Below are 24,062 nucleotides of genomic sequence, written 5' to 3' on the forward strand. Positions count from 1 at the left end.
CTTATGACGCCAAGAATGACGAAAGGATCTGTTAGTTATGTATTCTGTATTAATTGTCGATGATTCAGCTTTTATGAGGTCTTGGCTTACACGCTTGATTTTAAAACGCGACTACAGTATTGCCGGTATTGCCGAAAATGGTTTTGAAGCAATATTAAAATATCGGAAATTAAATCCCGACCTCGTTTTACTTGATATTCATATGCCTGAACTAAGCGGCATCGAAACGCTCAAACGTATTCTCAGCATCGATAAAGAAGCAAAAATCATAATGGTCTCCGCCATGGGAACAAGTTTTATCATCTCTGAAGCGATTGAAATTGGCGCAAAAGGATTCGTCAAAAAACCTCACTTTGATGGTCTATTAACACTTATGAGTCAAGCTCTACACCAATCGGATGAATAAAACTAACTTTCTCTTTTACTGGGTATGAAATGAATGCTTCATTTTCATTGATTGGTACCGAACAGTTCCTATTATCATGTCTCGAGGTGCCCGGATCTATTATCATCATTGGATATCAGTTAAACGAACACATAAAAAAACGATGAAGCAAACACTTCATCGTTTTTCTCATTATCCTAAATAATACGTTAACATCCACATATGTTTTTCAATCTCAGTTTTATAGCCTATTAATATATCTTCGGTAATATCATCTTCTGCCTCACCTGCAAGTTCGATACCTTTTTCTAAATCTTTAACAAGGACTTCAAAATCACTCCGTACTGCTTTAACCATATCTTCTGCTTTTATTTCGCTCGTATATGGTACTTCTTTAACAGATGAATGTTCAATGTACTCGCCTAAAGTAGAATAAGGTTTGCCACCAATTGTAAGGAGACGCTCAGCGAACTCATCAAAATGTTCGTTGATTTCATCATATAACTCTTCGAATTTTTCATGTAAAACAAAGAAGTTAGGTCCCTTTACGTACCAATGATGTTGATGTAACTTGGTGAAAAGTACCCCGTGTGTTGCGACTAAATTGTTTAAATGCTGCTGTAGCTCAGTATGTGCCATGAATGAAAAACCTCCAAAAAATATTTGTTTAAAAACTTTTTAATCTTGCTATTACTCGATTTTTACTTATCCTAGATAATATTTAAACATCCACATATGTTTTTCAATTGATGTCTTATATCCAATGAACATATCTTCTGTGATGTCATCATTTGCTTCACGAGCAAGTTTAATCCCTTTTGCCAAATCAGCAGTTAAGATTTCAAAGTCAGCTAGCACTGACTTAACCATATCAAATCCTGACACTTTATCTGTATACGGCGCTTCTTTGATGGAAGCGTGATCAAGGTATTCTTGCAAGCTTGAAAAAGGGGAGCCGCCAATTGTTAAGAGACGTTCAGCAAACTCATCAAATTGTAAATTCACTTCGTTATACAATTCTTCGAATTTTTCATGTAAGACGAAAAAGTTCCCGCCTTTTACGTACCAGTGATGTTGATGTAACTTGGTGAAAAGTACCCCGTGTGTTGCGACTAAATTGTTTAAATGCTGTTGTAACTCAGTGTGTGCCATTTAAAAATTACCTCCTCATATTTGTTTAGCTAAAATACTTTTGTAACTGTGACCCTACTTTATCCTAGATAGTAAGTAAGCATCCATAAGTGTTTTTCAATTGATGTTTTATAACCGATTAGCATATCTTCTGTGATATCATCACTTGCTTCACCAGCAAGATCGATACCTTTTTCTAAATCATTCACTAAGATGTTAAAATCTCTAACAAGTGTTTTAACCATCTCTTCAGCTGGAATAGCACTGTCATAGGCAGCTTCTTCGATGGAAGAATGCTCGATATACTCTGCTAATGTAGAATAGGGTTGTCCCCCAATCGTAAGTAATCGTTCCGCAAATTCATCAAATTGCTCGTTTACTTCACCATACAACTCTTCGAATTTTTCGTGCAAAACAAAAAAGTTAGGACCTTTTACATACCAATGATGTTGGTGTAACTTAGTGAATAACACCCCATGTGTAGCAACCAATTCGTTTAAGTGTTGCTTTAAATTGTTAGTTACCATATACATCCCTCCATTTTAAATAATTAAATCGTTTATTCAGCCTTTAGTCTATTTCCCGAAATTAGGAATTTAAAACATTTTTAAGACTAAACAATGAATAACAATAAATTATAATTGATATTACTTTATAATAATTATAATTTAAATAACCTCTTTAGTCAACCGATGGTTTGTCTACGTAAAATAACTATTGAATTTTAACCAATTCCTTCATATACTTTAAGAAGACATCCGTGAAGTTAGTAACTACTTACATTGTATAATATACCCCGACATCGACAATTTAAACATAATTAGTAGAATTCAGATAATTAATATTCTATAATAATTAGTATAAAAACAGGAGGTGATCCCGATTGAAGATGGGAGCCATTACTTTATCTCATTGTAGCTACACCATCCATCAGACGACTATCTTAAAAAACATCAGTGGCACAATACAAGAAGGGATGATTACCACGTTTATTGGTCCATCAGGTGCCGGAAAATCAAGTTTGTTCCGGTTAATCAATCGATTAAGTCCCTTATCTAATGGATCAATTTTTTTCAAAGAAGAAAACATTGAAACCAGTGACCCAATTTTACTCAGACAAAAGATCGGCATTGTTTTTCAAGAAGCCGTGATGATTAAAGGATCTGTATACGATAACCTGAAGTTAGCGAGCGACCTTCATGGCACTCCATTTTCTAAAGCGGATGCGCGTGATTTATTAAAAAAGGTTGGGTTATCAGAAAAATACTTAGATACATCCACTAAAGAACTTTCTGGTGGACAAAAACAAAAAGTATCCATCGCTAGAACGCTTGCGAATAAACCTGAATTTTTGTTACTTGATGAAATTACAGCTTCTCTTGATCAAGTATCCGCTCAAGCGATTGAAGAATTAATTCTATCACTTAACAAAGAAGAAGGCTTAACAATTCTTTGGATCACTCATAACCTCAAACAAGCACGTGCAATTGGAGATCACACCTGGGTCATGATTGATGGAAGTGTCGTGTTCCAAGGACCGGTTGAAGATTTAGCCAACACACAGGACAAAGCCGTTCTTTCATTTATTGAGGGGGGGCGTAAATCTTGACCTATCTCACACTATCACTCACTTTACTGTTTGTTCTCATTCCATTACTCATTGCTCATTCATTAAAATTAGGCATCGAGAAAGACATGTTGATCGCAACAGTTCGCTCGATTGTTCAACTATTGGTCGTCGGTTATTTGTTGCAGTTTGTCTTTGATCAAGATCACCCTTTATTCATGTTACTTATGATTGCTCTTATTATTGCAGCTGCGACACACAATGCCAGCAAAAAAGGACTCAAAATTAAGGGTGTTACTTGGAAACTTATTGTCACTTATACAACCATTGAAGTCCTCACACAATCCATCTTGCTTGGTTTAGCTATCATACCAGCAACACCACAATACATCATTCCTATAAGTGGTATGGTTGTTGGAAACGCCATGGTTCTATCGATCCTATTTCTCAATCGTTTTATTGCGGAGGTCGAAGATAAAGAAAATCAAATTGAACTTATTTTGTCACTTGGTGGTACTCCCAAACAAGCGATTCACCGCCAACTCATTACCGCAATTAAGACAAGTACAATCCCAACCATTGAAAACCAAAAAACGATGGGACTGGTCCAATTACCAGGCATGATGAGTGGACAAATTATCGCTGGCGCTGATCCCATTCAAGCTGTTCAATTTCAACTAATCATCATCTTCATCTTGTTGACAACTGCCGTTCTAACAAGTGTCATGCTTGGATTTTTATCATACCCCACCTTGTTTAACAAGCAGATGCAACTAGAAAAGCACATCCTTAGAGAATGAATATAAAAACCCGCTCCTGAGATAAGGAGCGGATTTCTTCTATTCCATTTGTTTGAGCGCCTGAACCATCTGTTCATAGTTTAATGCCCCCAAGGCTTTATGTTGAATAATGCCATGGGAGTCAATCATATAAGAAGTTGGTACAGGACGGATTGCATAACGTGTCGATGCAGTTAAGTCCGTATCCAAGAGAATAGAAAACGACAAGTCAAACTCATCGGCAAACTGATGAACATCTTCTTCCCGTTCTTCAGTAGAAGTTAAGTTAACAGCAAGAACCTCAACTTCATTCTGTTGATAGAATTTTTCCATATCAGGCATCTCCGCCCGGCAAGGTGGACACCACGTCGCCCAGAAATTCAACATTACTCGTTTCCCGCGGTAGTCGCTCAAGTTTACCGTTTCCCCCGCAAGGTTCTTCAGTTCAAAATCTGGTGCATATTGCCCGACGCCTAAACCGGTATTTGCTTCTCGGTTTACTGTTTCATCTTCTGTGAACGGATCAACAAACTCATAAAGGCTGTAACCGAACATCAAAAGTAACACAATAGCTATTATTATTTTTTTCATCGTGTCATACTCCTAACCTAAGTTTTGGAACCAACTATTTTCAACAAAGCGTAACAACACATTTGAAAGTCTTGCCAGTTGTCCAGTGAAAAGTAATATACCAAAGAGGATAATAAATGCTCCACCAACCTTAGTCATTGTTTCGCTATATTTCACTAGCCATTTTGCGTAACCTAAGAAAAAGGTAAGCAGCAAAAAAGGAATCGCAAACCCAATAATGTATACTGTCGTATATAGGGCGCCTTGAGTAGGACTTGTTGCTGCTAGTATCAAAATCGAAGCAAATATCGGTCCGATGCACGGTGTCCATCCTGCAGAAAACCCGATACCTACAAAAAAACTGCCAACTACACTGGTTGATTTTCTTTTCATATAGAAACGACGTTCTTTCATTAGGGAAGGAATTTTAACCCATCCTCCAACGAACAGACCCATTAAAACCAGAAACGTTCCGGCAAGACGTTGTATCAACACACCTGACGCCCCACTCAGCAATGATTGTATATAGGAACCAAGCAACGATGCACCGATACCTAAAGCAAAGAAGATCAAGGATACCCCCGTTAAAAATGCGAGGGCATGGATCAGTAAGCGTCGTTGTACATTCACATCACGCTTCCCCTGTAAGTCCTTAACACTTACCCCAGTGATATAAGATAAATAAGCCGGAAAGATCGGTAATGTACACGGCGATAAAAAGGAGAGCATTCCTGCTCCTAAAGCAATAATTAAAGTGATATCTGTCGAGGGCTCCATAAATTCACTCCTTCATAATGCACATGTTAAAAAATGCGATATCTCGACTTACCCGATGATTGGACTAATACCAAGACGCCCAAAATCCCGATAAAGAAATAGTAAGAGGCATGGACATAAAAACCAAATAATGGTGTGCTAATAACAAAGGTAAGTAGACCTAACCCGAAACCATAAACGATAAGGATACTCGGAACAAACCAGTAGAAAGCTGCCTCAGGTTGAATGAGTACAATGCATATTAGTAGAATTGCATAAAAAGTTAAATGGAAAATCGAGACATAATAGTTGGTCGCAATGAGACTAATAAATAACCAAATAAATTGGCTGATAAGTAGATAGCGAATCAAACTATCCACAAATGGGGCTAAGTCTACCTTTCCACGTTTCACCTGACGATAGATCATAAAAGAGGTCACCACGGTTGCAATATAGAATGCGCGTGAATCACTTGGATACGCCAACACAGCTAAAGGATCCGTAAAGAAAAGCGCTAAGTTAAATAATATTTTCCCCAAAAATGTTGTGATCATAAAAACAATTAATCCATCCACAACACGATTTAAATGTGCTTTTTTTTCTTCCTGTTTAAACGGGCTAAGAAACCAATAAAAAATACTGCCGAGTAAAAAAGCTAAAAAAGTTGTAATCATTGTCGCCTTTATCACTAACGGTCCGAGTAAAAAAGCTTCTGGCATTCAGATTTCCTCCTCACTTGTTTATGTACAGCACCTATGTTTCATCCCCTAAGCCATCGTAACCACAATAAACCTCATGACTACCTACATGCATGTCTAACCTCAATATTGAGATAAAATTTATGCATTTGCTTGTTTAAAATAATAGGACAGCTCACTTGAGCTGCCCTACTCACTCGAATTATTATTTAATTTGATCAATCACACCGATAAGAACATCTTCTACTTCTTTTGCCATTTCTTCTAGTTTCTTATCTTCTAGTAATCGCGCTTGTGTCGTCGGTAATGGCAAACCAATATGCGTTACCCCTTCACCTTCATAAATCGCTACCTTACAAGGTAAGAAATAGATTGCGGCTTGATTATGTTCTAACAGTGCTTTTGCTTTTGCAGGGCTACAGACTTCAAAAATCAATGACTTTTTATCATAGTCCAAACCTTTTTTAATTAATGTTGCCTTTAAATCCAGCTCCCATAACACACCGAATTTCACTGTTGGTACTGTTTCAATAAGGGCATCTCTTAATTCTTCGACGGATTTTGTTGAGCTTACTGTGTAATCATACATCTATACATCGCTCCCTTTTCATTCGTTTTATTTAGCAATCGGTCCTTGATAAAACATCATGCCACCAGTTAAATTTACAGCATTAAACCCTTGATTAGCCATGAATTGTACTGCACTCTGACTTCTAGCACCTGATAAGCAGACAACATGGTATTCTTTCGCTTTATCTAATTCATTTAATTTGGCTGGCAAATCACCTAACGGTAGATTAATCGCACCTGGTATTTTTCCTTCTAACAGTTCGAATGGCTCACGCACATCAATAATATTTACGTCTTGATCGTCTTCTAACTTGCTCACTACGTCATTAATGTTAATTGCTTTCATCACTTTCTCCTTCACTTCTCACATTATTTTCTACTTTTAATCAACAAATCCATTGCTTCTTGAATCAATTGTTCATTTTCATCATCTGCACGTGGTTGAATAAGGCATTGTTGCAAATTTTCACTGACTACTAACCCCATCGTCTTGTCAATGGCATTTCTAACGGCTGACATTTGCGTTACAACGTCACGACATGATTGATCATCTTCCATCATCTTGACCAACCCTCGGACTTGACCTTCAACACGCTTTAGTCGGTTGATTAGCTTTTTATCATATTTCATTGTATTTACCCCTAACCGTAAACGTCAGTTATTTCAACAAGGTTACAAGTTTATCTGGATCAAACCCTAAAACCCACTCACCATTCACTTGTGACTGAGGCACTCCCATTTGACCTGTCTTATTCACCACATATTGCATCGCTTCAGGATTCTTTTGGACGTCCACATCTTTATAGTCAATGGACTGTGCTTCCAGATAGTTTTTAAGTATCACACAAAAAGGACACGTATTTGTTGTATAAACAGTCACTTCATTCATCACTATCGACCTCCTCTAATTGAATCTATTACAATTATATACCCCCTTAGGTATTAAGTCAATTGATTGATTTATGAAGTGATCAGAAATTTACGAATATCTGAAATAACCTGCGGTAAGTCTTTCTCACTCACCGGTCTACTGTATAAATAGCCTTGCATATAGTGACAATTAAATTTAGTTAACCATTCTAAATGTTTTTTTGTTTCAATCCCCTCAGCAACAACATCTAAAGCTAACGCTCGACTCATATCCATAATTGCGCTAACAATCGCGGCATCATTATTATCTTCGTCTATATTCTTAATAAATGCCCGATCGATTTTCAAGATATCTACCGGAAACTTTTTTAAATACGACAGCGAAGAATAACCGATACCAAAATCATCAACCGATATCCGAATACCTAACGCTTTTAAAGCGGTTAAGACTTGATTAGATGTCACGATATCTTTCATTAAAATACTTTCAGTAATTTCAAAGACTAAATGATCGGATGGACAATTACCTGCTTTTAATAGCGCTTCTACCCGCTCAAGAAAATGCGCAGCCTCAAGCTGGCGGTAAGAAATATTTACGGACAATGAAAAGTCTTCGTTTTCTTGCTCCCATTGTTTTATTTTCTTACAGGCTTGCTCAATCACCCAATAGCCGATCTCCACAATAGCTCCTGTGGCTTCTGCGATAGGAATAAATTCATATGGCATGACTAAGCCGTAGCTCGGGTGCTCCCATCTCAACAGTGCTTCAAAGCCATAAATATGGGTTTTACTCACATCAACAATCGGCTGATAATAGATTACTAGTTCCTCATTGGTTACCGCATGATACAAGTCATTTTGCAATGCGAGGTAGCGTTGTTGATGTTCAGTAATATCATGACTAAAGATAACGTAGCGTCTACCCTTGTCTTGTGTTGCTTCATTTAACGCTTGTTCAGCCTCATTGATCCATTGGTCAATTGGTTGCTCTTGATAAAAACTTGCCCCCGCAGCCACTGGGATAATAATTTCTAAACCATCTATCAACCAAGGTTCACTTAGTGATTCAACTGTCGTTTCGATTAATTCTGATAACCTATCACGTCCTATGTTGACTAAACAGGTAAAGGTATCCTCATTAGTTTTTGCAATTATCTGAATCGACTCTATGGTTTCTAACCTTTCACTTACCTGTTTCAATATTTCTTCGACAACCGCAACACTATATAACGTTCGAATATTCTTTAATGCTATAAATTGACAAACAACAATACTGTTTCTAGTATGGACCTGTGACTTTTCTTCTAACAATTGCTTAAACCGGAAACGATTGGGTAGCTGGGTTAAATGATCAATATAAAGTGATTTATTCAATGCATCTTCGAATTTTTTTCTGTCTGTGATGTCTCTTGCATTCAACAAAATTTTCTCTTGTTGATCATTTTCATCAATAAAGGTATGCCCCTTTACTTCAATGACACTTAACTGTTTGCATTTATTCTTAATGATTAACTCAACTTCAATAGGCTTGTTTGATTGCTCTACCATTGTTAAAAAAGAATGAAATTCATGTTTTGATTGCTGACTAAGGCGGTGCATAAACAGGTTATAGGTCATTGGTTGATCAGATAATTGTGAAAATGATGGTGAGTAGTATTCAGTCTTTTTGTCTTTGTTTAACAATAAGACCATATCTGAAGAATAGTCTGCGATTAAGCGATACATTTGTTCACTCTCGCGGATGTGATCTAAATAGTTCGTCTTTTGCAGCGCCACCCCAATCAATGATTGGTAATGCTGATATGCCTTATAATCGCTCGTTAAGCGTGTCACGCCAGGTTGGAAATAGGCGATAAGCATTCCAATGATATGCTGTTTTGTCTCAGAATAAATCGGACTCAACCAAATCTCTTCATAGGCAAAGCCTTGACTTTCTAATTCTTGGGTAAGTCGATCGATTAAGCTGTTTTGATCAGTCATTTGATTATTGATAAATTGATGCATCAATGGATGATCTTCTGGAATACTTTCCAACAGATGACGCATCTGATACGGAATGCGATCCGAAGCATATACATTTAATCCTGATTTATCATTCCAATGCATAACGGTTGTATCTGCTTGGAGATGACGAGCCATCATATTGGCAAGTCCAGTGAATAAATCTTTGTCTTGATCATGAATGAAAATATGTTCAAACATATCTAACTGAGTTTGAATCAAACGCCGTTGTTCTTCATGCTCAGTAACATCGCTTAATATCCCCATATAGTAGATGAGTTCCTGTGCTTTATTATATACAGGTGAGAGCTTAATATAATTCCAATAAAAAGTGCCATCTTTTTTATAAGAGGGTAACGTTATTTCTAATGTTTCTCCTGAACTAATCGCCTCGTCAAACACTTCAACTTCTTGATTGTCTGTCGGATGGCCAATTAACCGGGCCGTTTTACCAATTAGATCGTGCTTGTTATGACCAGTAATGTTTTCAAATGCATTATTAGCGTACAAAATAGGGTGATTGGACTTGCTCGGATCAATCAAAATAACGCCTGATGGCATTTGTTCAATAACTTGCTTATACGTCTCATATTGATCGGTCATCTTTTTTAAAGCTTCATTTCGTTCTGCACTTGCATTTTGCAATGCTTGTTGTTTTTCATCAAACCGATCAATCAATATGTAAATAAGACCGGAGGTTAATATAACAAAAGTCAGACCTTTCAACGTTTGTGGCGGGATACTCAAAAAGGCAAAATCCCGTGACAGTACAATATAATCAGAAAACAGAATCCACACTACCGATAAAACCAAATAAATTGATGTAATACGCAAGGCCTGTTTCAACATCTTCACCCCTGTCCATAAATATAAGCAATCGTTTCATTTATTGCTCATTTATATAATTAAAATGGTCTTTATACTTTTTCCCTCATTGTTAGTCAATTAAACGCAGGGCTAAATGCATTTAACTTGCGCCGAACAATTAAAGATGCTTAAATAATCTATGATAAACACACAATCATTATTGACTGTGAAAGGATGAAACAAATGACTGCTTTTAAAACAATTACAACTAGTGCTGAATTAGACGCATTTTTAAACAAAGACGGGTTAAGTTTCTTGTATATCTCTCGGCCGAACTGTAGTGTTTGTGTAAGTCTACTGCCTCAAATTAAAACAGTTTTCGAAGAATTCATTGAGGTAAGAACTGCTTACGTGAATGCTGAAGATGTTCCCGAAGTGGCTGGTCGCTTTAACATTTTCACTGTGCCCGTGTTAATTTTATTTGTAGATGGTCGTGAATATTTACGCGAAGCGCGTATTGTACCTATTGAGCCTTTCAAAGAGAAACTTAAAAAAATCGTAAATGGTTATAACGCAAGGTAACAGCGACTTAAACAGCCACACGCATAATTTTGGCGTGTGGCTGTTTGATTTATTAAGGTATATGAATTAGATCGTTCGGGGTTATCATTCCTAAAAGGCGTTCGTGCGGTTCACCCGTTTCCGTGATTAATAAAGCGTCTAAACGCTTATGTTTTTTAATTGCATTAATAAAAATATCCTCAGCTTGATAAATACTCATCTCTCGTTCAATAAACCGGTAATTCGTATCATAGATTGCGTCATCATCAATCAATTTAATCACTTTCGTACCAAGAAGCACTTCAACATCACCATTCATATGATGTGCAATCCAATGAAGTATCGCTTTATCCGTTAATAACCCTAAAAATTGTTTGCTTCTGTACACAGGAAATTGCGAGAACTCTGTTTCTTTAATAATCGTTAATACTTCTTTAACCGATAAATCAGCTTGGACGGTGCGTAAAGTCTTTGCAAATAACTTCATCACACTTTTTGGTGCCGTTAGTTCATTGGCGATTTTTTCAATTGAGGCAACAATATCATCATGAGGATCAGCGATCGTGTAGTGATGATCCGTGCGCTCATGTACAATCGCATTTCTCAGTTCAGAAAACTCTAATAAATCATTATGGTAGCGATTAATTACCGCATTTGTTTTCCTAAGTCGTTGCACCGCTCGATAAAAAGGAACATAACGACTATCATTTAATTGTTGATCAAAAAATTTTTCTATTTTATTAAACGCTACGATAAACCGCTCATCATTACGCATACGTCTCCCACCTTCTCGTCACACTATTATTTCGTCGCACCAAATCGTTATGATAAATCATAACCATTCACCATCAAACACGTACGTGAAATTAGTATCATTTTAACATAATACAGAACTTTAGCGAATTGATTTCAGGAATTACCCTCTTACTATAAAGGGATTTACTTTTTCATTTAAACCTAAAACTAGCGTATTTAACGTTTGTGCGGCCTCAGCGATTGCGCCGATAGATTGTACTGAAACTTTTTAAGCTACAGTTTTTACAATTCCTGCAGCAGATGCTTCTGTAAGCATGACCATATTTTCAAGGGTTGTTTGAATCGCTACACTTGTTTCGGTCAGTTGTGCAAGATCATAAACACTAAATGATGACGCACTTGTTCCAATAATGCTGCATCTTGATAAGTTACTGCTATCAACATATTCACTTGTAAATTTCTAGCTGAACGAACAATTTGATTGTGCTATTGTGTAAACAATACGATCTGCGCATACATTAAAAATACACCCTCTGTTTCTGGGTGCATTTATCTGGAGAGCTATTTGATATATATCTAATAAACTTATTCAACCACATTCTCATTTTTCTGTTTATGCATCGAGACTAGTTTTTTAAAATAAAAATAAAATACGATATTTAAGCCTATGCCAATTAACAGAATAATCGAAACAGCAGCGGTTACGATTGAAAAATTCGTTCGTGCTAAACTAACGACGAGATAAACCGCTCCTATCACGAACTGAAAAAGTGCTAAATAGAGAAAATAACGATACCTTAACATTTACTCAACTCCTTCCATTATAACTTTAATGACATACTGACTCACTGTCAAATTATCTATCCTTTCGCAAATGATTTTTTGCCAGGAAAAGTACCTTTAGTAAACATGTAGTTTTTATTGTCTATTCATAGTATAATTGACACCTTACAAGAAATACAGGAGTATGATGGAAGTAGAAGGTGATTATAATTTATGTTAACCATTTCAGATCTTTCATATGCGGCACTAACAAGCCTCTTAAATATAAGTGATTTGTCTACCTTTCTCTTTAGCCAAAACACGCTAGACAAGGAATTAGAATTGTCGTACATGAATCAAAAAAGTCATGAAAAAACAGGTCTATCGATTACTAAAAATCGCCCCCTAAATGTGAATGATATTTTTAATATTCACCGTGCGGAAAAAGACCAGTTAATCGAAACCCTTCACACAGGCATAGTTACCCACCAACGGTTACAACTCATACGTAACAAAGATATCACATTAGTTGATGTAAAGGTAGTTCCGCTTACGATTGAAAATAGTCAAACTTTCCTACTAGTAATGGCGACAAACTTAGATCAGGCGATTTTTGATGAAGCTCCTACTTTAATTGATCGCTTAGCGAATCGCTCACTATACATGCATACACCACATGCGATTTTTGTAATGGATGATTTAGGCCGATTGCTGCGAACCAATCCAGCTGGATTGGGCTTACTAGAGTACCGAGAAGATGAGTGTATTAACATGCACTTCACTGACTTTATCGATGAGAGTGACCATTCGCATGGTTTAAAAGCATTCCAAGCGGTTTTAGCTGGTGAAGTCACTGAAACAGTGCTACTCGGTCTTACTAAATCACAAGAACACCGTCATTTAAAAATAAAAGGGATCCCTATTCAAGATGACACTAAAATTGTTGGTATTGTTGGTATCGTTGACGATGTAACTGAAGAAAAAGCGACACAAGATCTTTTGAAATACGCGCAACTACAGTACAAATCATTGTTTACAAATAATATTGAAACCGTGGCAACGTTCGATCTTAACGGGAAATTTGTTGATCTAAATGATGCGACTATCACATTGACAGGTTATCAACGCGAGGAATTACTCGGAAGATCATTTGAATTTTTATTAACATCCGACGTTAAAGCATTGACGTTAGATTTTTTCAATTCTGCTCAAAGCGGTGTAACAAAAGAATATGAAACTAAAATCATTCATAAGCAAGGTAAAGTGTTAAATATATACGTTACATTAATTCCCATTGTTGTCGATGATGACATTAAAGGAATCAACTGTATCGTGAAAGACATGACCGAAAAAATAGAGTTGCATGCTCAGTTACATCATATGGCGTACCACGACCATTTAACTGGACTGAAAAATCAAATGGCCCTGTATCGTGATTTTGATAAGCTTATTAGTGAGCAGCCCAAAGATGCTCATGCGCTCTTGTTCATTGATCTTGATCGCTTTAAGTTGATCAATGATGCACTTGGTCATGCGAAAGGCGATTTGGTTCTAAAACAGATGGCAATGCGTTTAAATGAAAAACTCACCTCTGAAGTAAGTGTTTATCGATATGGTGGTGACGAGTTTATTATTTTATATAAACAAACAACTTTTGAAAAGCTGACTTCATTTAGTCAGGCATTAATAGAAATTATGTCCATCCCTTATTTGATTGATGGGATTGATGTTGTCAACACCCCTTCGATTGGCATCAGTACCTATCCACGTGATGGTATCATGCTTGATGCATTAATTAAAAAAGCCGATAAGGCGATGTACTTTGCAAAACGTGAAAAGAAAAGTACTTTCCAGTTCTATCGCGATCAGCTTCCAGCTGTTACTGAAGGGTATCTGGAAACTGAAGCGCTCTTGCGAAAAGCAATCAAAAAAAATGAATTTGTTTTACTCTATCAACCTCAAATCGATGCCGTAACAAAAGAAATTTTCGGCGTAGAAGCATTGATCCGATGGCACCGTGAAGGGCACGGTATTATTCCACCAAATGATTTTATTCCTTTAGCTGAAGAATCAGGTCTTATTGTTCCGATTGGTAAATGGGTCTTTGAAGAAGCTGTAAGAGCGATAAACTTCTGGAAAGATGCTGGAATTAGCCCCTTACCTGTCAGTATTAATTTATCTATTAGGCAATTCTATCAGGCTGAACTCGTACAAATGATTACTTCAATCTTAACTGAGGCTAACATTGACCCCGCGCTAATAACGATTGAAATTACTGAATCCATTGCCATGGATGCTACGAGTGCACTGCCAATCTTAAAAGAATTAAAAGCTTTAGGATTAACCATTTCAATTGACGATTTTGGTACTGGTTACAGCTCCCTTAGCTATCTAAAGAAATTCCCAATTGATTACTTGAAAATTGACCAATCATTCGTTCGCGATATGACAACAAATAAAGACGATCGTGACATCATTGAATCAATTATCTTATTGGGACATCGTCTTAATAAAGTCTTAATTGCTGAAGGGGTCGAAACACGCGAACATGTTGACGTGTTAGGACAATTGGGTTGTGATATGTTTCAAGGTTATCATTTCTCTAAACCAATTTCTAAAAATGCCATTATCGATTACTATACGACCTTTAATTTTGATCAACAATAAACCCTACCTTTTAAAGACAAACGAAATAAAAGTGCTGTCCAGTTAACAAACTAACTGAACAGCACTTTTTGCTTCTTTAACCTATTACTTATACGATAAATAATGAAACAATAACACCAACAAGACCAATCAAACTGATCGTATGAACGGTTTTAATTGGCATAACACCGCCGTCTTTCATTGCTTTACCAAACATAAAGAACACAACCGGGTGCACGAGGAATGGCATTGAAAAGATAAACGGAATTAAACTCGCAGACTCTGCTCCAAACATTCCACCTTGAATAGCTGCAAATAAACCAAAGTGAGAAATCGCACTTGCCTGTGCCATTCCAGTAAATAAGAATGGAATTTGACTAAAGCTTAAGAGGAGAAGCCCACCAAAAACAGCAACCAATTGCCAGCCAAATGAAAACTGCATCAAAGCTTTAACTTCTTTGGCACTTTCATTGTTAGCTTTTTTCAACTGTTTCAAACTAATAATGGTAAACAGAACACCTACCGCCACAATCGCTATAGATGGTAGTGTCCAAAGTTGTTCTCTTTCAGCACTAATCGCTAGTACTGAGAAAACAAAAATATGCCCAAAGAACGGAATATTAATCATAATAGGCGCACGTTGTGCGGCTTCTTTACCTAAATCTCCTGCGGTACACGCACCCGTCAAACCAGAGTGAGACAGTGCACCTGCCATTCCTGGCGCTAAGTTTCTTACATGATTATTTTTAGCAAAATACATCATTAAACTAATACCACCAAACATAAAGAACAGCTGACCGAAGAACCCATAGAGGATTAAACTGTTAACCCCATCAATTGTAAATGCTTCGCCGATGCGTGAGCCACCAACCATAAAGTTACCCGCAAGAACAACGGGAATCCCTGCAAATAGTAACGCTTTTATCGTTGGACCAAAAGACCAGCGGTACAACAGTGCACCTAGTGCTGCCGATATAATCATCGCAAAGAAGATTTGTGGTAAGGCAATAACTGGCTCAATACCCCCTGCAATCATTGAAGATAAATATAAAACACCGATAATAGCAATAATTTCAATGATCCCTTTACGAATATATAACGATTTATTAGTAATCGTTGCGCGGTTATCGACAAAAATAATTGCACCAACAATTCCTATGTATGCAATCAATGGATAGACGTCACTTAACGCACTTGTTGACGTACCAATAAGTACTCTACTCGCACCCTCAATACCAATTAATAAGAAGAATGAACGAATAATCATAACGATTTGTGTTCGTGAGGTTCCTAACACTGCCTCTTCTTGACTTGGAATAACCATTTCTTCGTTTGTTAAAGGTTTATTAGAGAATATCTTTCGCAACTCTTGTCCCCCAACAAAAAACGAGACGACTAAAGCAATAATCGTAGCTGAAGCGACCATATTAACCATTGGGAATGTATTAATTCCTGGTTCAGCAACACCTGTCTCAACTAAAATGTAACCCATTGATAAACCGAAAATAACAATAATTAAAATCGGGGAGTAACGTGTGCCCGCTACCACTGTTCTTGCAATTAAAACCATTGGTATGATCAAAAAGAGCGTCATCCAAAACTGGTTTAGCAAGTTCAAACTCATAAATTGTTCTAACATTAATTCCATAACTTACCTCCGCATATTTAATAAGAAAATGCTTATGTAATCATTTTCAAAGTAAGCATACGAAAAAAGCACGACTTTGTAAACAGATAATGATAAAAAAGTCTGTAAATACCTGATTAAATTTTGGAGACGCTTTTAAACTCTAGTTAGGAAATTTCCACATTCGTCCATACAAAAACAAAAAGCAGCTAGCTTACCTTAGAGGTAAACTAGCTCCTTTGAATTGTTTGATACATGTCTATCATTTCTTCAATTAATAATAGTATTGTTTCAGTTGACATCAACTGGTCTTCAGCATGCATGAAAATCAAATTGAGTTCTATCTTATTGCCTTTAGCTTCATCTTGGATTAACCCTAAGTGATGCCGATGCGCTTCGTTAAAATGCTCCCGTGCTTCATCTAACATGGCATTTGCCCGATCAATTTCTTCTTTCTTTGCAAATGTTAAGGCTTCTACCGCTAAGCTTTTCGCTGCACCTGCATCTGCGATAATTTTAAAAGCAATTTGCTGAATCGTTTCTGATTGGCCCATCACGTTTCTCCATTTTCAGTTGTGTCATTTTCTTTTAACAGTGACAAAGCAATTTCTAGCACATGCTCACCATTCATCATAGAATAGTCCTTACTCTCAATAACTTCAATTGGTAAATGACTGTATTGCTTTTTCAGCTTATCTTCCATGTAGCGAATCTGTGGACCAATCAATAACACATCTGCCTCATCGATAAATTGTGACAAATCGCCCATTCCTGATCCATGTACTAACACGTCTGTCTTCGTTTTAGTTGCAGCCTTTATCATCCGGTTGACGAGAATAGAACTTGACATACCTACAGCACAGACAAGTACGATATGTTTCATTAAATGACCCCCAGTCATTTATATTATCTTTCTACCAGTCTATTCCACCAAAGATAGCCGCTTAAACACTACAATTGACAAGCATTAGCTAAAGCAAGTTGTAACCATAGGAAATTTCAGTAATCACTTCTTACATTTAATCACACTTTTAAATTATCCATTTACTTTAACCTAACAACCATGACGTTTTAACCATTTCAAAGCTTGAGAAAACCAGACTTGTACTGGCTCATTAATATGGCCTGGATAGCTAGCGCTCGTATGATCAGCTAATGATAAACCGTGTACCCCTTCTTCAAACATGTACAATTCATACGGTCGTTTGAGTTCAGACATTTTTTCCGCAACACGTAAACTATTCTCAGGAAAAACCAATCCATCATCGACTGTATGCCAAATAAAAATAGGAGGGATTGTTTCATCAATATCTTTTACAGGACTCATTAACGCTAACTGTTCACGAGTGGGTTCACTGACACCAAAAAGACCTCGGTTAGAGAAACGCCAAAAATTTGTTAATTCTTGATCATTGATCTTCTGTATTTTTTCTTCCATCAAAGTGTAGTCGGTCACCGGATAACCAAGGATTAAGCCGCTTAAGTTAAAGGCATTTGCTCTGTCCTCATATTGATCTAATATTAGCGACTTGTTACGATGCACTGCAAAACTAAGTGCTAGATGGCCTCCAGCTGAAAATCCAGCCATTACTATTTTGTCCGTATCAATCAACCATTCATCTGCATGATTCTGCAGCTGAATCATAGCTTCAGCTAAATCATAAAGAGCATCTGGCCATACTTTTTGAGCTCTTGTAACTGGTGGATTTGTATCTTCTAAGAGATAAGTCGTATATCTAATAATTGCCACATGGTAGCCTTGAGCCATAAACTTTAGCGCAATTGGCTCTCCTTCACGATCAGAAACATTAAGGTATCCTCCACCAGGCACCAATACAATCAAGGGACGTTTGACTCCTGTTTGAAACTCTTTTGAGTCATCAATTAAATAGGTCGTTAAGGTAACCGCTTGTCGATTTTCACGTAAAGGCAATGTATGTACGTGCATAATTATCTTCCTTTCTCTATAAACCGCTTTCAATGTATACCATTTCATTTTAACAAATCCGAATGATTTTGTTTAGCCTTAAATTAATTGACGTGTTTTCTTTGACAATAACTTTCAATTCATGTATATTACTTTATGGGTATCGAACGTTTATCGGTACTTCATTAAAAAATATTCGTATTTAGAGGGGTTTAGAAATGGAAAACGTATTTGATTATGAAGATATTCAGTTAATTCCGGCTAAATGTATCGTTGAAAGCCGTTCTGCCTGTGACACATCTGTTACTTTAGGTGGGCATACTTTTCGGTTGCCGGTTGTTCCAGCAAATATGCAAACAATTATTGATGAAAACATCGCAAAAACGTTAGCAAAAGATAATTACTTCTATATCATGCATCGCTTTGAGCCTGAAACGCGAATAGCTTTTATTAAAGACATGCAGGCAACTAACTATATTGCATCTATTAGTGTAGGTGTTAAAGAAGAAGAGTACAGATTTATTGATACATTAAAAGCTGAGGAATTAATCCCTGAGTTTATTACGATTGATATTGCTCATGGTCATTCAAATCAAGTCATTCGAATGATTCAATACATTAAAGAACACTTACCAACTAGCTTTGTAATCGCAGGCAACGTCGGTACCCCGGAAGCCGTTCGTGAATTAGAACATGCAGGTGCTGACGCAACAAAAGTTGGCATTGGGCCAGGAAAAGTTTGTATTACTAAGGTGAAAACTGGTTTTGGCACCGGTGGTTGGCAACTTGCCGCTTTGCGTTGGTGTGCAAAAGCCGCTAGCAAACCAGTCATTGCCGATGGTGGGATTCGGACACATGGTGACATCGCAAAATCGATCCGCTTCGGCGCATCAATGGTGATGATTGGTTCACTATTCGCAGGACATGCAGAGTCACCTGGTGAAACCATTGAAGTTGATGGCAAACGCTATAAAGAGTATTTTGGTTCTGCATCTGAGTTTCAAAAGGGTGAGAAAAAAAATGTTGAAGGTAAAAAGATGCATGTCGAATATCGTGGTGCTTTAAAAGACACGCTTACAGAAATGGAACAAGATTTACAATCAAGTATTTCTTATGCAGGTGGCGATCAGCTCTTAGCCATCCGTAATGTTGACTATGTAGTTGTAAAAAACTCCATTTTCAATGGTGACAAAGTTTATTAAACGTTACCTTTAAATACGTTCACAAGAAAAACACCCTTTTATTTGTAAATTAAAAGGGTGTTTTTCTTGCACCTATCTTGTTTTTTTGTTTGACGTTGATTGTTGGGGGCTAAATCCAGAACGGGTCATTTCTCCCCAAGATTTGTTCTTGCGTCGATAACTAAAGAAAGCCGTAAAACGCCACCAAGCCACTAATTGACGGTAGCCAAAATTCTCTAATATACTATACAACATCAGCAACAAATATTCGCCAATGCCTTTGTATTTAGAAAAGTTGTATTCATCCAAGAGAATTGCGCTACTTGATAAAAACACGCCGTATAATAGTGAAACTCCAAGAAAAATCAGAAAGAACTCAAAACTAATGATGCCTAACCAAAACGATAAAATAAATGAAAGGTAGCCAACAATTTCAATCAGCGCACCAAGCATCTCAACGAGAAAATAATAAGGCATGGCTAACAGTCCGACGGTTCCATATTTCGGATTGAATATCATCCGTTTATGATTTAATACAGTATCCATTAGCCCTTTATGCCAGCGTTTTCGTTGACTTTTTAGAATCTTGCGCTCTTCAGGTACTTGTGTCCAACAAACCGGGTCAGGTACAAAAACAATTTTATATCGCTTCTTTTCTTCACGCATTTTTCGGTGAATCTTAACGATCAACTCCATGTCTTCACCAATGGTATCTTCCGTGTATCCACCAGCCTCTATAACAACACTCTTCTTGAAACAACCGAATGCACCCGAAATAATCAAGAGAGCATTCAAACTTCCCCAACCCAGACGTCCAAACAGAAAGGCGCGTAGGTACTCAACTGTTTGGAATCGCACCAAATTATTTTTACTTAAATGCACCGATTCAATAAATCCTTTATCAACAACACAATCATTTACCGGCCTTACCACACCCCCGGAAACAATGACTTCCGGATCCTCAACAAAGGGACGAATGACTTTTGCAAGCGAATCGCGCTCGATGATTGAGTCAGCGTCAATGGCTGTAATAATTGGGTACTCTGCAATATTAATCCCTGCATTTAATGCATCTGCTTTACCGCCATTCTCTTTGTCAACAATCACAATATTGTCAAAGATTGATGATAAATAAATACCTTCAATTTCTTTTGTCTCGATTTTTCTCCGATAGGGCATGTCTATTTTCTCAAGTTTAAATTCTTCTATTAAATGTTCTAATGTTTTGTCTTTAGATCCATCATTTACGATAATTAATTGAAACTCACTATATTCTAAGCTTAACAATGCCTTCACATTATCAACAATTGTTAGTGCTTCATTATAGCAAGGCACAATAATAGATAGGGGTGGAGTGTAACTGGAAGCCACCATATCCTCATAAGACCAATACTTTTTTCGTTGACGATCAATATATAGTGCGCGAATTGAAACGAAAAAGAGTAAGGTGTATATTGTATTAATGAAAATCATGTAGTAAAGAACAAAATAATTAAACTGGTTAACAATCACCACTAAAGAGTCTGTAAGTAAGTTCATCGTGTATTAGGTTGTCGGAGACCCGTGTATATTCACATGGGAGGAGACAGCCTGCCTCCTTTCTGTTTTCGATATTTCACTCCGCTGAGTTATCTTGCTCATTGGAACTCGCTTATGTCACTCATTCTAGATAACGTATTGCTCTTGGGTGCACAAGCAACGTTTCATACTCACTTTTTTCATCATTCTTGATTAATTAGCTAGTTCAATGCCTCTCTTTGTAAAACAGCATTCGCAGCATCTCTCGCAAAGCGGTCTTCTGCATTTAACAAACGCAACAACGCTATTTGACCTTTTTCATCATGACTGAGTAATGATTCGGAAGCGTTATGACGCACATACCAATTCTCATCGCTCATTAACCGCGTTAAAATATCAATTGATTTATCGGTGTTTACCTTTCTTAAAAACTTTGCTAAAAAAGCTCTTACTTCCCAGGCAGTATCGTTTTCAAGTGCCATAATGTGAGATAGGTATTCATCATTTCCGATATTCCCTAATGAATAACTTGCCTTTAGTGCTGCAATCCGTAATTCTTTTTGAGGTTGCTGGGTCATTTCATTGATCCACTTGACACTTTCTTGGTATTGTCTTTTTCCAATTTCCTCTAAGGCAATCATTTGTAGGAACGTATTTCCTGAGTACATAACTGCTTCTAACGTCTCAATAATGTCACCTTGAACCAAATCGATGAGGGATAAGACGTTGTTTTTTGTCATGCGTTCTCGCTTAGCGACTTCGATTAAAATGTCTTTCAGATATAGCTCATTTGAAATCTTAATTAGACTTCGCGCCGTAACAAAAAGCAATTCATTATCAGGTGTCTTTAATTGGCGGAGTAATTGTGGTGTCATCTCTCCTAGTTCATACTCTCCTGCTAAAAAAGTACCTGTCTTTCTTTTCCACATGTTTCTACTTTTCAGATGGCGCTTTACTTTAGTCACAACCAAATCTTTCCCAATGTGTTCTAACAAATGTCTTTTAGTCGCTCCAGAGATAAATGAACCGTAATCAAGGATCATTGACTGCAATACTTTCCTCTCTAAATAGGTTTTAGGATCAAGGGTAAAATCACTGTCTTGATTCGTGATAAAATTTAAAAACTCTGCTTCATAGCGTTGTCTGATTTTTTCTTTTTTGATTCTAATCATTTTCATTGCCGTCTTTTTTATAAGTAAAAAGACAAAAATGACGACATTAATGATCAGCATGACGATTAGTAAAGTCCATATATATTGTCTCATCATTAGTTATCACCTTATGTTGTTAAGATTTTTTTGATTTTATGCTCTAACACATCTAACGAAAATGGTTTCTCGAGAAAATCATCTGCTCCTAACCGTAAACTCTCTAACATTGCTGATTCACTACGTTTCCCAGAAATCATAATAATTTTCAGGTTAACACGAACACTGACTGTTTTAAGTTTTTTTAAAACCTCAATGCCGGTTACTTTAGGCAACATGATATCGAGTAACATCAAATCATATGGATTTTCAGCAAGTTTAACTAATGCTTCTTGGCCGTCCTTGGCGTAATCAACTTGATACCCGAGATAACCTAAACGTGTTTTAATAATATTGGCTAGTAAGAGCTCATCATCAACAACTAAAATACGTTTCTCAGTTATACTCTGCGTATCTTCTTGTAGCACAGTCTGATTTTTGCCGTTTTCCTTCGCAACATATAAGGCCTTATCTGCTTCTTCTAACAGTGTTGTTTTGGTCATGTCTTGCTGATTAAAAACAGCAATACCTGAACTAAAAGAGATGGTCACATCATCTGCTTTGCCAGGAAGAGTGAATGATTTTTGCTCGAGTGCTGAACGAATGTTGTTAATCATTAATTTTGCAGCTTCTCCATTACTATTAGGGATTAATATTAAGAATTCGTCACCGCCAAATCGAAACACTTGCCCGTTGTCACTTAATTCACCCTTCACAACCTCAACAAATCCAACTAAAATCTCGTCACCAAACATATGACCATATCGGTCGTTGATTTGTTTAAATTTATCAAGATCTAAAAAAGCTACCGCAAAGGATTGATTTGTTTTCAAAAATTGTTGTTTTTCATCTTCAAATCGCTTAACAAAGTATTTTCTCGTCAATGCACCCGTTAATTCATCTTTATGATTTAACGAATCATTGGTTTGTTTATTTTTTATCACCCCGTTAACCCTAGCTAATAATTCTTCAGGGTCCACTGGCTTCTGATAAAAGTAGTCCGCTCCTGAACGTAACGCCTTATATTTAAGGTCTTTACTATTCAGCCCTGTCAGAAAAATAACAGGTACATCAATATTTAAATCTAGCATGTGCTGGTGGATATCAAAACCAGAAGTATCGGCGATCAAAAGATCCATAATGGCAAGATCAATAGGGACCGACTGGAGATGTTCAATTGCTTCTTTTGAATTATCGGTAATAAAAACTTCAAATCCTTGATTTTTCAATAATTCTTCTAAGTAACTAAGCATACTAATGTCATCATCCACGACAAGAACTTTTCCTAAGTTTGCGTGTTTGCGATCGATTGTTTTTTCAGAATCTAAGGGCGCGCGCTCCATTAACAGAAAGCGATTAAGCTCCATTTCAATTCGATTAAACAGTTTCCCTGTTTCTTTAAACAACTGCGCCAATAGGTCATCTCTATCGTTCATTGCTTGATGATGATCCTGGAACAATGCTTCTAACTCTGCGGCTATCCGTGAAATATCAGCTAATTCTAACGTGCCGGCAGTGCCTTTGACACGATGATAAAACTGATATAGCACATCAAAATCTTCGTCATTTTCTTGATAAGCAAAGGATAGAATTCTACGTGATATGTGATTTATTTCGTCATTTTTCTCTACTAAGAACTGCCGTTGGCTTTTAGTGATGAGTGCTTGTAATTTTTCTTTATCCAAAGCGCATCCCTCCCACAT

General features: G+C 36.9%; 26 protein-coding genes. 6 read left to right on the forward strand and 20 right to left on the reverse strand.

Annotated features, from left to right (window positions below; translation table 11 throughout):
• Positions 1–37: 37 nt before the first annotated feature.
• Positions 38–406: a response regulator gene (locus DES38_RS02875; protein ID WP_110250576.1), complete on the forward strand. Its 369-nt coding sequence runs from the start codon at positions 38–40 to the stop codon at positions 404–406.
• Between the two features lie 171 nt (positions 407–577).
• Here the strand turns inward: DES38_RS02875 and DES38_RS02880 are convergent, their stop codons facing one another.
• The 3 genes from DES38_RS02880 to DES38_RS02890 all read right to left on the reverse strand — a co-directional run bounded on the left by DES38_RS02880 (position 578) and on the right by DES38_RS02890 (position 2,043).
• Positions 578–1,024, reverse strand: a complete 447-nt coding sequence (locus DES38_RS02880) for a Dps family protein (protein ID WP_110250577.1) — start codon at positions 1,022–1,024, stop codon at positions 578–580.
• Between the two features lie 66 nt (positions 1,025–1,090).
• A complete protein-coding gene (locus DES38_RS02885; RefSeq protein WP_110250578.1) occupies positions 1,091–1,537 on the reverse strand; it encodes a Dps family protein in 447 nt (148 codons plus the stop codon).
• Between the two features lie 59 nt (positions 1,538–1,596).
• Positions 1,597–2,043, reverse strand: a complete 447-nt coding sequence (locus tag DES38_RS02890; protein WP_211305830.1) for a Dps family protein — start codon at positions 2,041–2,043, stop codon at positions 1,597–1,599.
• A 362-nt stretch (positions 2,044–2,405) separates the two neighbouring features.
• Between DES38_RS02890 and DES38_RS02895 the strand changes: the two genes are divergently transcribed.
• Complete coding sequence (locus DES38_RS02895; RefSeq protein ID WP_110250620.1) at positions 2,406–3,125, forward strand: ABC transporter ATP-binding protein; 720 nt, start codon at positions 2,406–2,408, stop codon at positions 3,123–3,125.
• Positions 3,122–3,883: an ABC transporter permease gene (locus DES38_RS02900; RefSeq protein ID WP_110250580.1), complete on the forward strand. Its 762-nt coding sequence runs from the start codon at positions 3,122–3,124 to the stop codon at positions 3,881–3,883. The genes DES38_RS02895 and DES38_RS02900 overlap by 4 nt, the downstream gene beginning before the upstream one ends.
• A 39-nt stretch (positions 3,884–3,922) precedes the next feature.
• On the opposite strand, the gene DES38_RS02905 is transcribed toward DES38_RS02900, so the two are convergent.
• From DES38_RS02905 to DES38_RS02940, 8 genes are all read right to left on the reverse strand, one after another.
• The gene (locus DES38_RS02905; protein WP_110250581.1) at positions 3,923–4,453 is read right to left on the reverse strand and encodes a redoxin domain-containing protein; all 531 of its coding nucleotides are present in this window, start codon (positions 4,451–4,453) and stop codon (positions 3,923–3,925) included.
• Between the two features lie 12 nt (positions 4,454–4,465).
• The gene (locus DES38_RS02910) at positions 4,466–5,209 is read right to left on the reverse strand and encodes a cytochrome c biogenesis CcdA family protein (protein WP_110250582.1); all 744 of its coding nucleotides are present in this window, start codon (positions 5,207–5,209) and stop codon (positions 4,466–4,468) included.
• Between the two features lie 26 nt (positions 5,210–5,235).
• On the reverse strand, positions 5,236–5,907 hold the full coding sequence (locus DES38_RS02915) for a hypothetical protein (RefSeq protein ID WP_110250583.1): 672 nt from the start codon (positions 5,905–5,907) through the stop codon (positions 5,236–5,238).
• Between the two features lie 184 nt (positions 5,908–6,091).
• On the reverse strand, positions 6,092–6,475 hold the full coding sequence (locus DES38_RS02920; protein ID WP_110250584.1) for a DUF302 domain-containing protein: 384 nt from the start codon (positions 6,473–6,475) through the stop codon (positions 6,092–6,094).
• 27 nt (positions 6,476–6,502) lie between these two features.
• A complete protein-coding gene (locus tag DES38_RS02925; protein ID WP_110250585.1) occupies positions 6,503–6,802 on the reverse strand; it encodes a rhodanese-like domain-containing protein in 300 nt (99 codons plus the stop codon).
• Positions 6,803–6,825: 23 nt separating this feature from the next.
• On the reverse strand, positions 6,826–7,086 hold the full coding sequence (locus DES38_RS02930; protein WP_110250586.1) for a metal-sensitive transcriptional regulator: 261 nt from the start codon (positions 7,084–7,086) through the stop codon (positions 6,826–6,828).
• Between the two features lie 28 nt (positions 7,087–7,114).
• The gene (locus DES38_RS02935) at positions 7,115–7,345 is read right to left on the reverse strand and encodes a glutaredoxin family protein (protein ID WP_110250587.1); all 231 of its coding nucleotides are present in this window, start codon (positions 7,343–7,345) and stop codon (positions 7,115–7,117) included.
• A gap of 71 nt (positions 7,346–7,416) precedes the next feature.
• Positions 7,417–10,176 (reverse strand): EAL domain-containing protein, encoded by a 2,760-nt coding sequence (locus DES38_RS02940; RefSeq protein ID WP_110250588.1) that lies wholly within the window; start codon positions 10,174–10,176, stop codon positions 7,417–7,419.
• 201 nt (positions 10,177–10,377) lie between these two features.
• On the opposite strand from DES38_RS02940, the gene DES38_RS02945 reads away from it, so the two are divergent.
• On the forward strand, positions 10,378–10,716 hold the full coding sequence (locus DES38_RS02945; RefSeq protein WP_110250589.1) for a thioredoxin family protein: 339 nt from the start codon (positions 10,378–10,380) through the stop codon (positions 10,714–10,716).
• Positions 10,717–10,768: 52 nt separating this feature from the next.
• Here DES38_RS02945 and DES38_RS02950 read toward each other — a convergent pair whose 3' ends face one another.
• Both DES38_RS02950 and DES38_RS02955 read right to left on the reverse strand, forming a co-directional pair.
• Positions 10,769–11,470, reverse strand: coding sequence for a CBS domain-containing protein (locus DES38_RS02950; protein WP_110250590.1), 702 nt, complete (start codon positions 11,468–11,470; stop codon positions 10,769–10,771).
• Positions 11,471–12,036: 566 nt separating this feature from the next.
• Positions 12,037–12,255, reverse strand: coding sequence for a hypothetical protein (locus tag DES38_RS02955; protein ID WP_110250591.1), 219 nt, complete (start codon positions 12,253–12,255; stop codon positions 12,037–12,039).
• 192 nt (positions 12,256–12,447) lie between these two features.
• On the opposite strand from DES38_RS02955, the gene DES38_RS02960 reads away from it, so the two are divergent.
• Positions 12,448–14,880: a sensor domain-containing protein gene (locus DES38_RS02960; RefSeq protein ID WP_110250592.1), complete on the forward strand. Its 2,433-nt coding sequence runs from the start codon at positions 12,448–12,450 to the stop codon at positions 14,878–14,880.
• Between the two features lie 88 nt (positions 14,881–14,968).
• Here DES38_RS02960 and DES38_RS02965 read toward each other — a convergent pair whose 3' ends face one another.
• From DES38_RS02965 to DES38_RS02980, 4 genes are all read right to left on the reverse strand, one after another.
• On the reverse strand, positions 14,969–16,507 hold the full coding sequence (locus tag DES38_RS02965) for a hypothetical protein (protein WP_110250593.1): 1,539 nt from the start codon (positions 16,505–16,507) through the stop codon (positions 14,969–14,971).
• Between the two features lie 209 nt (positions 16,508–16,716).
• Entirely contained in the window at positions 16,717–17,040 is a 324-nt protein-coding gene (locus DES38_RS02970) for a PTS sugar transporter subunit IIA (protein WP_110250594.1), read from the reverse strand.
• On the reverse strand, positions 17,040–17,369 hold the full coding sequence (locus DES38_RS02975) for a PTS sugar transporter subunit IIB (protein WP_110250595.1): 330 nt from the start codon (positions 17,367–17,369) through the stop codon (positions 17,040–17,042). The genes DES38_RS02970 and DES38_RS02975 overlap by 1 nt, the downstream gene beginning before the upstream one ends.
• A 171-nt stretch (positions 17,370–17,540) precedes the next feature.
• On the reverse strand, positions 17,541–18,434 hold the full coding sequence (locus DES38_RS02980) for an alpha/beta hydrolase (protein WP_170114314.1): 894 nt from the start codon (positions 18,432–18,434) through the stop codon (positions 17,541–17,543).
• A 197-nt stretch (positions 18,435–18,631) separates the two neighbouring features.
• Here DES38_RS02980 and guaC point away from each other — a divergent pair, with 197 nt between their 5' ends.
• Positions 18,632–19,615, forward strand: a complete 984-nt coding sequence (gene guaC / locus DES38_RS02985) for a GMP reductase (protein WP_110250597.1) — start codon at positions 18,632–18,634, stop codon at positions 19,613–19,615.
• Between the two features lie 72 nt (positions 19,616–19,687).
• Here the strand turns inward: guaC and DES38_RS02990 are convergent, their stop codons facing one another.
• From DES38_RS02990 to DES38_RS03000, 3 genes are all read right to left on the reverse strand, one after another.
• Positions 19,688–21,133, reverse strand: a complete 1,446-nt coding sequence (locus tag DES38_RS02990; protein WP_110250598.1) for a glycosyltransferase family 2 protein — start codon at positions 21,131–21,133, stop codon at positions 19,688–19,690.
• Positions 21,134–21,333: 200 nt separating this feature from the next.
• Positions 21,334–22,380, reverse strand: coding sequence for a HEAT repeat domain-containing protein (locus tag DES38_RS02995; protein ID WP_110250599.1), 1,047 nt, complete (start codon positions 22,378–22,380; stop codon positions 21,334–21,336).
• Positions 22,381–22,391: 11 nt separating this feature from the next.
• Positions 22,392–24,044 (reverse strand): response regulator, encoded by a 1,653-nt coding sequence (locus DES38_RS03000; protein WP_170114315.1) that lies wholly within the window; start codon positions 24,042–24,044, stop codon positions 22,392–22,394.
• Positions 24,045–24,062: the final 18 nt, after the last annotated feature.

It is taken from the genome of Streptohalobacillus salinus (genome assembly GCF_003201605.1).
GTDB lineage: Bacteria > Bacillota > Bacilli > Bacillales > Amphibacillaceae > Streptohalobacillus > Streptohalobacillus salinus.

Coding starts and splice junctions, on each gene's coding strand:
- DES38_RS02980 (WP_170114314.1), bottom strand. CDS start 18,434: ATGCACGTACATACATTGCCTTTACGTGAAAATCGACAAGCGGTTACC.
- DES38_RS02885 (WP_110250578.1), bottom strand. CDS start 1,537: ATGGCACACACTGAGTTACAACAGCATTTAAACAATTTAGTCGCAACA.
- DES38_RS02970 (WP_110250594.1), bottom strand. CDS start 17,040: ATGGGCCAATCAGAAACGATTCAGCAAATTGCTTTTAAAATTATCGCA.
- DES38_RS02990 (WP_110250598.1), bottom strand. CDS start 21,133: ATGAACTTACTTACAGACTCTTTAGTGGTGATTGTTAACCAGTTTAAT.
- DES38_RS02905 (WP_110250581.1), bottom strand. CDS start 4,453: ATGAAAAAAATAATAATAGCTATTGTGTTACTTTTGATGTTCGGTTAC.
- DES38_RS02925 (WP_110250585.1), bottom strand. CDS start 6,802: ATGAAAGCAATTAACATTAATGACGTAGTGAGCAAGTTAGAAGACGAT.
- DES38_RS02875 (WP_110250576.1), top strand. CDS start 38: ATGTATTCTGTATTAATTGTCGATGATTCAGCTTTTATGAGGTCTTGG.
- DES38_RS02935 (WP_110250587.1), bottom strand. CDS start 7,345: ATGAATGAAGTGACTGTTTATACAACAAATACGTGTCCTTTTTGTGTG.
- DES38_RS02945 (WP_110250589.1), top strand. CDS start 10,378: ATGACTGCTTTTAAAACAATTACAACTAGTGCTGAATTAGACGCATTT.
- DES38_RS02975 (WP_110250595.1), bottom strand. CDS start 17,369: ATGAAACATATCGTACTTGTCTGTGCTGTAGGTATGTCAAGTTCTATT.
- DES38_RS02910 (WP_110250582.1), bottom strand. CDS start 5,209: ATGGAGCCCTCGACAGATATCACTTTAATTATTGCTTTAGGAGCAGGA.
- DES38_RS02930 (WP_110250586.1), bottom strand. CDS start 7,086: ATGAAATATGATAAAAAGCTAATCAACCGACTAAAGCGTGTTGAAGGT.
- DES38_RS02880 (WP_110250577.1), bottom strand. CDS start 1,024: ATGGCACATACTGAGCTACAGCAGCATTTAAACAATTTAGTCGCAACA.
- guaC (WP_110250597.1), top strand. CDS start 18,632: ATGGAAAACGTATTTGATTATGAAGATATTCAGTTAATTCCGGCTAAA.
- DES38_RS02920 (WP_110250584.1), bottom strand. CDS start 6,475: ATGTATGATTACACAGTAAGCTCAACAAAATCCGTCGAAGAATTAAGA.
- DES38_RS02995 (WP_110250599.1), bottom strand. CDS start 22,380: ATGATGAGACAATATATATGGACTTTACTAATCGTCATGCTGATCATT.
- DES38_RS02890 (WP_211305830.1), bottom strand. CDS start 2,043: ATGGTAACTAACAATTTAAAGCAACACTTAAACGAATTGGTTGCTACA.
- DES38_RS02950 (WP_110250590.1), bottom strand. CDS start 11,470: ATGCGTAATGATGAGCGGTTTATCGTAGCGTTTAATAAAATAGAAAAA.
- DES38_RS02960 (WP_110250592.1), top strand. CDS start 12,448: ATGTTAACCATTTCAGATCTTTCATATGCGGCACTAACAAGCCTCTTA.
- DES38_RS02940 (WP_110250588.1), bottom strand. CDS start 10,176: ATGTTGAAACAGGCCTTGCGTATTACATCAATTTATTTGGTTTTATCG.
- DES38_RS02955 (WP_110250591.1), bottom strand. CDS start 12,255: ATGTTAAGGTATCGTTATTTTCTCTATTTAGCACTTTTTCAGTTCGTG.
- DES38_RS02895 (WP_110250620.1), top strand. CDS start 2,406: ATGGGAGCCATTACTTTATCTCATTGTAGCTACACCATCCATCAGACG.
- DES38_RS02915 (WP_110250583.1), bottom strand. CDS start 5,907: ATGCCAGAAGCTTTTTTACTCGGACCGTTAGTGATAAAGGCGACAATG.
- DES38_RS02965 (WP_110250593.1), bottom strand. CDS start 16,507: ATGGAATTAATGTTAGAACAATTTATGAGTTTGAACTTGCTAAACCAG.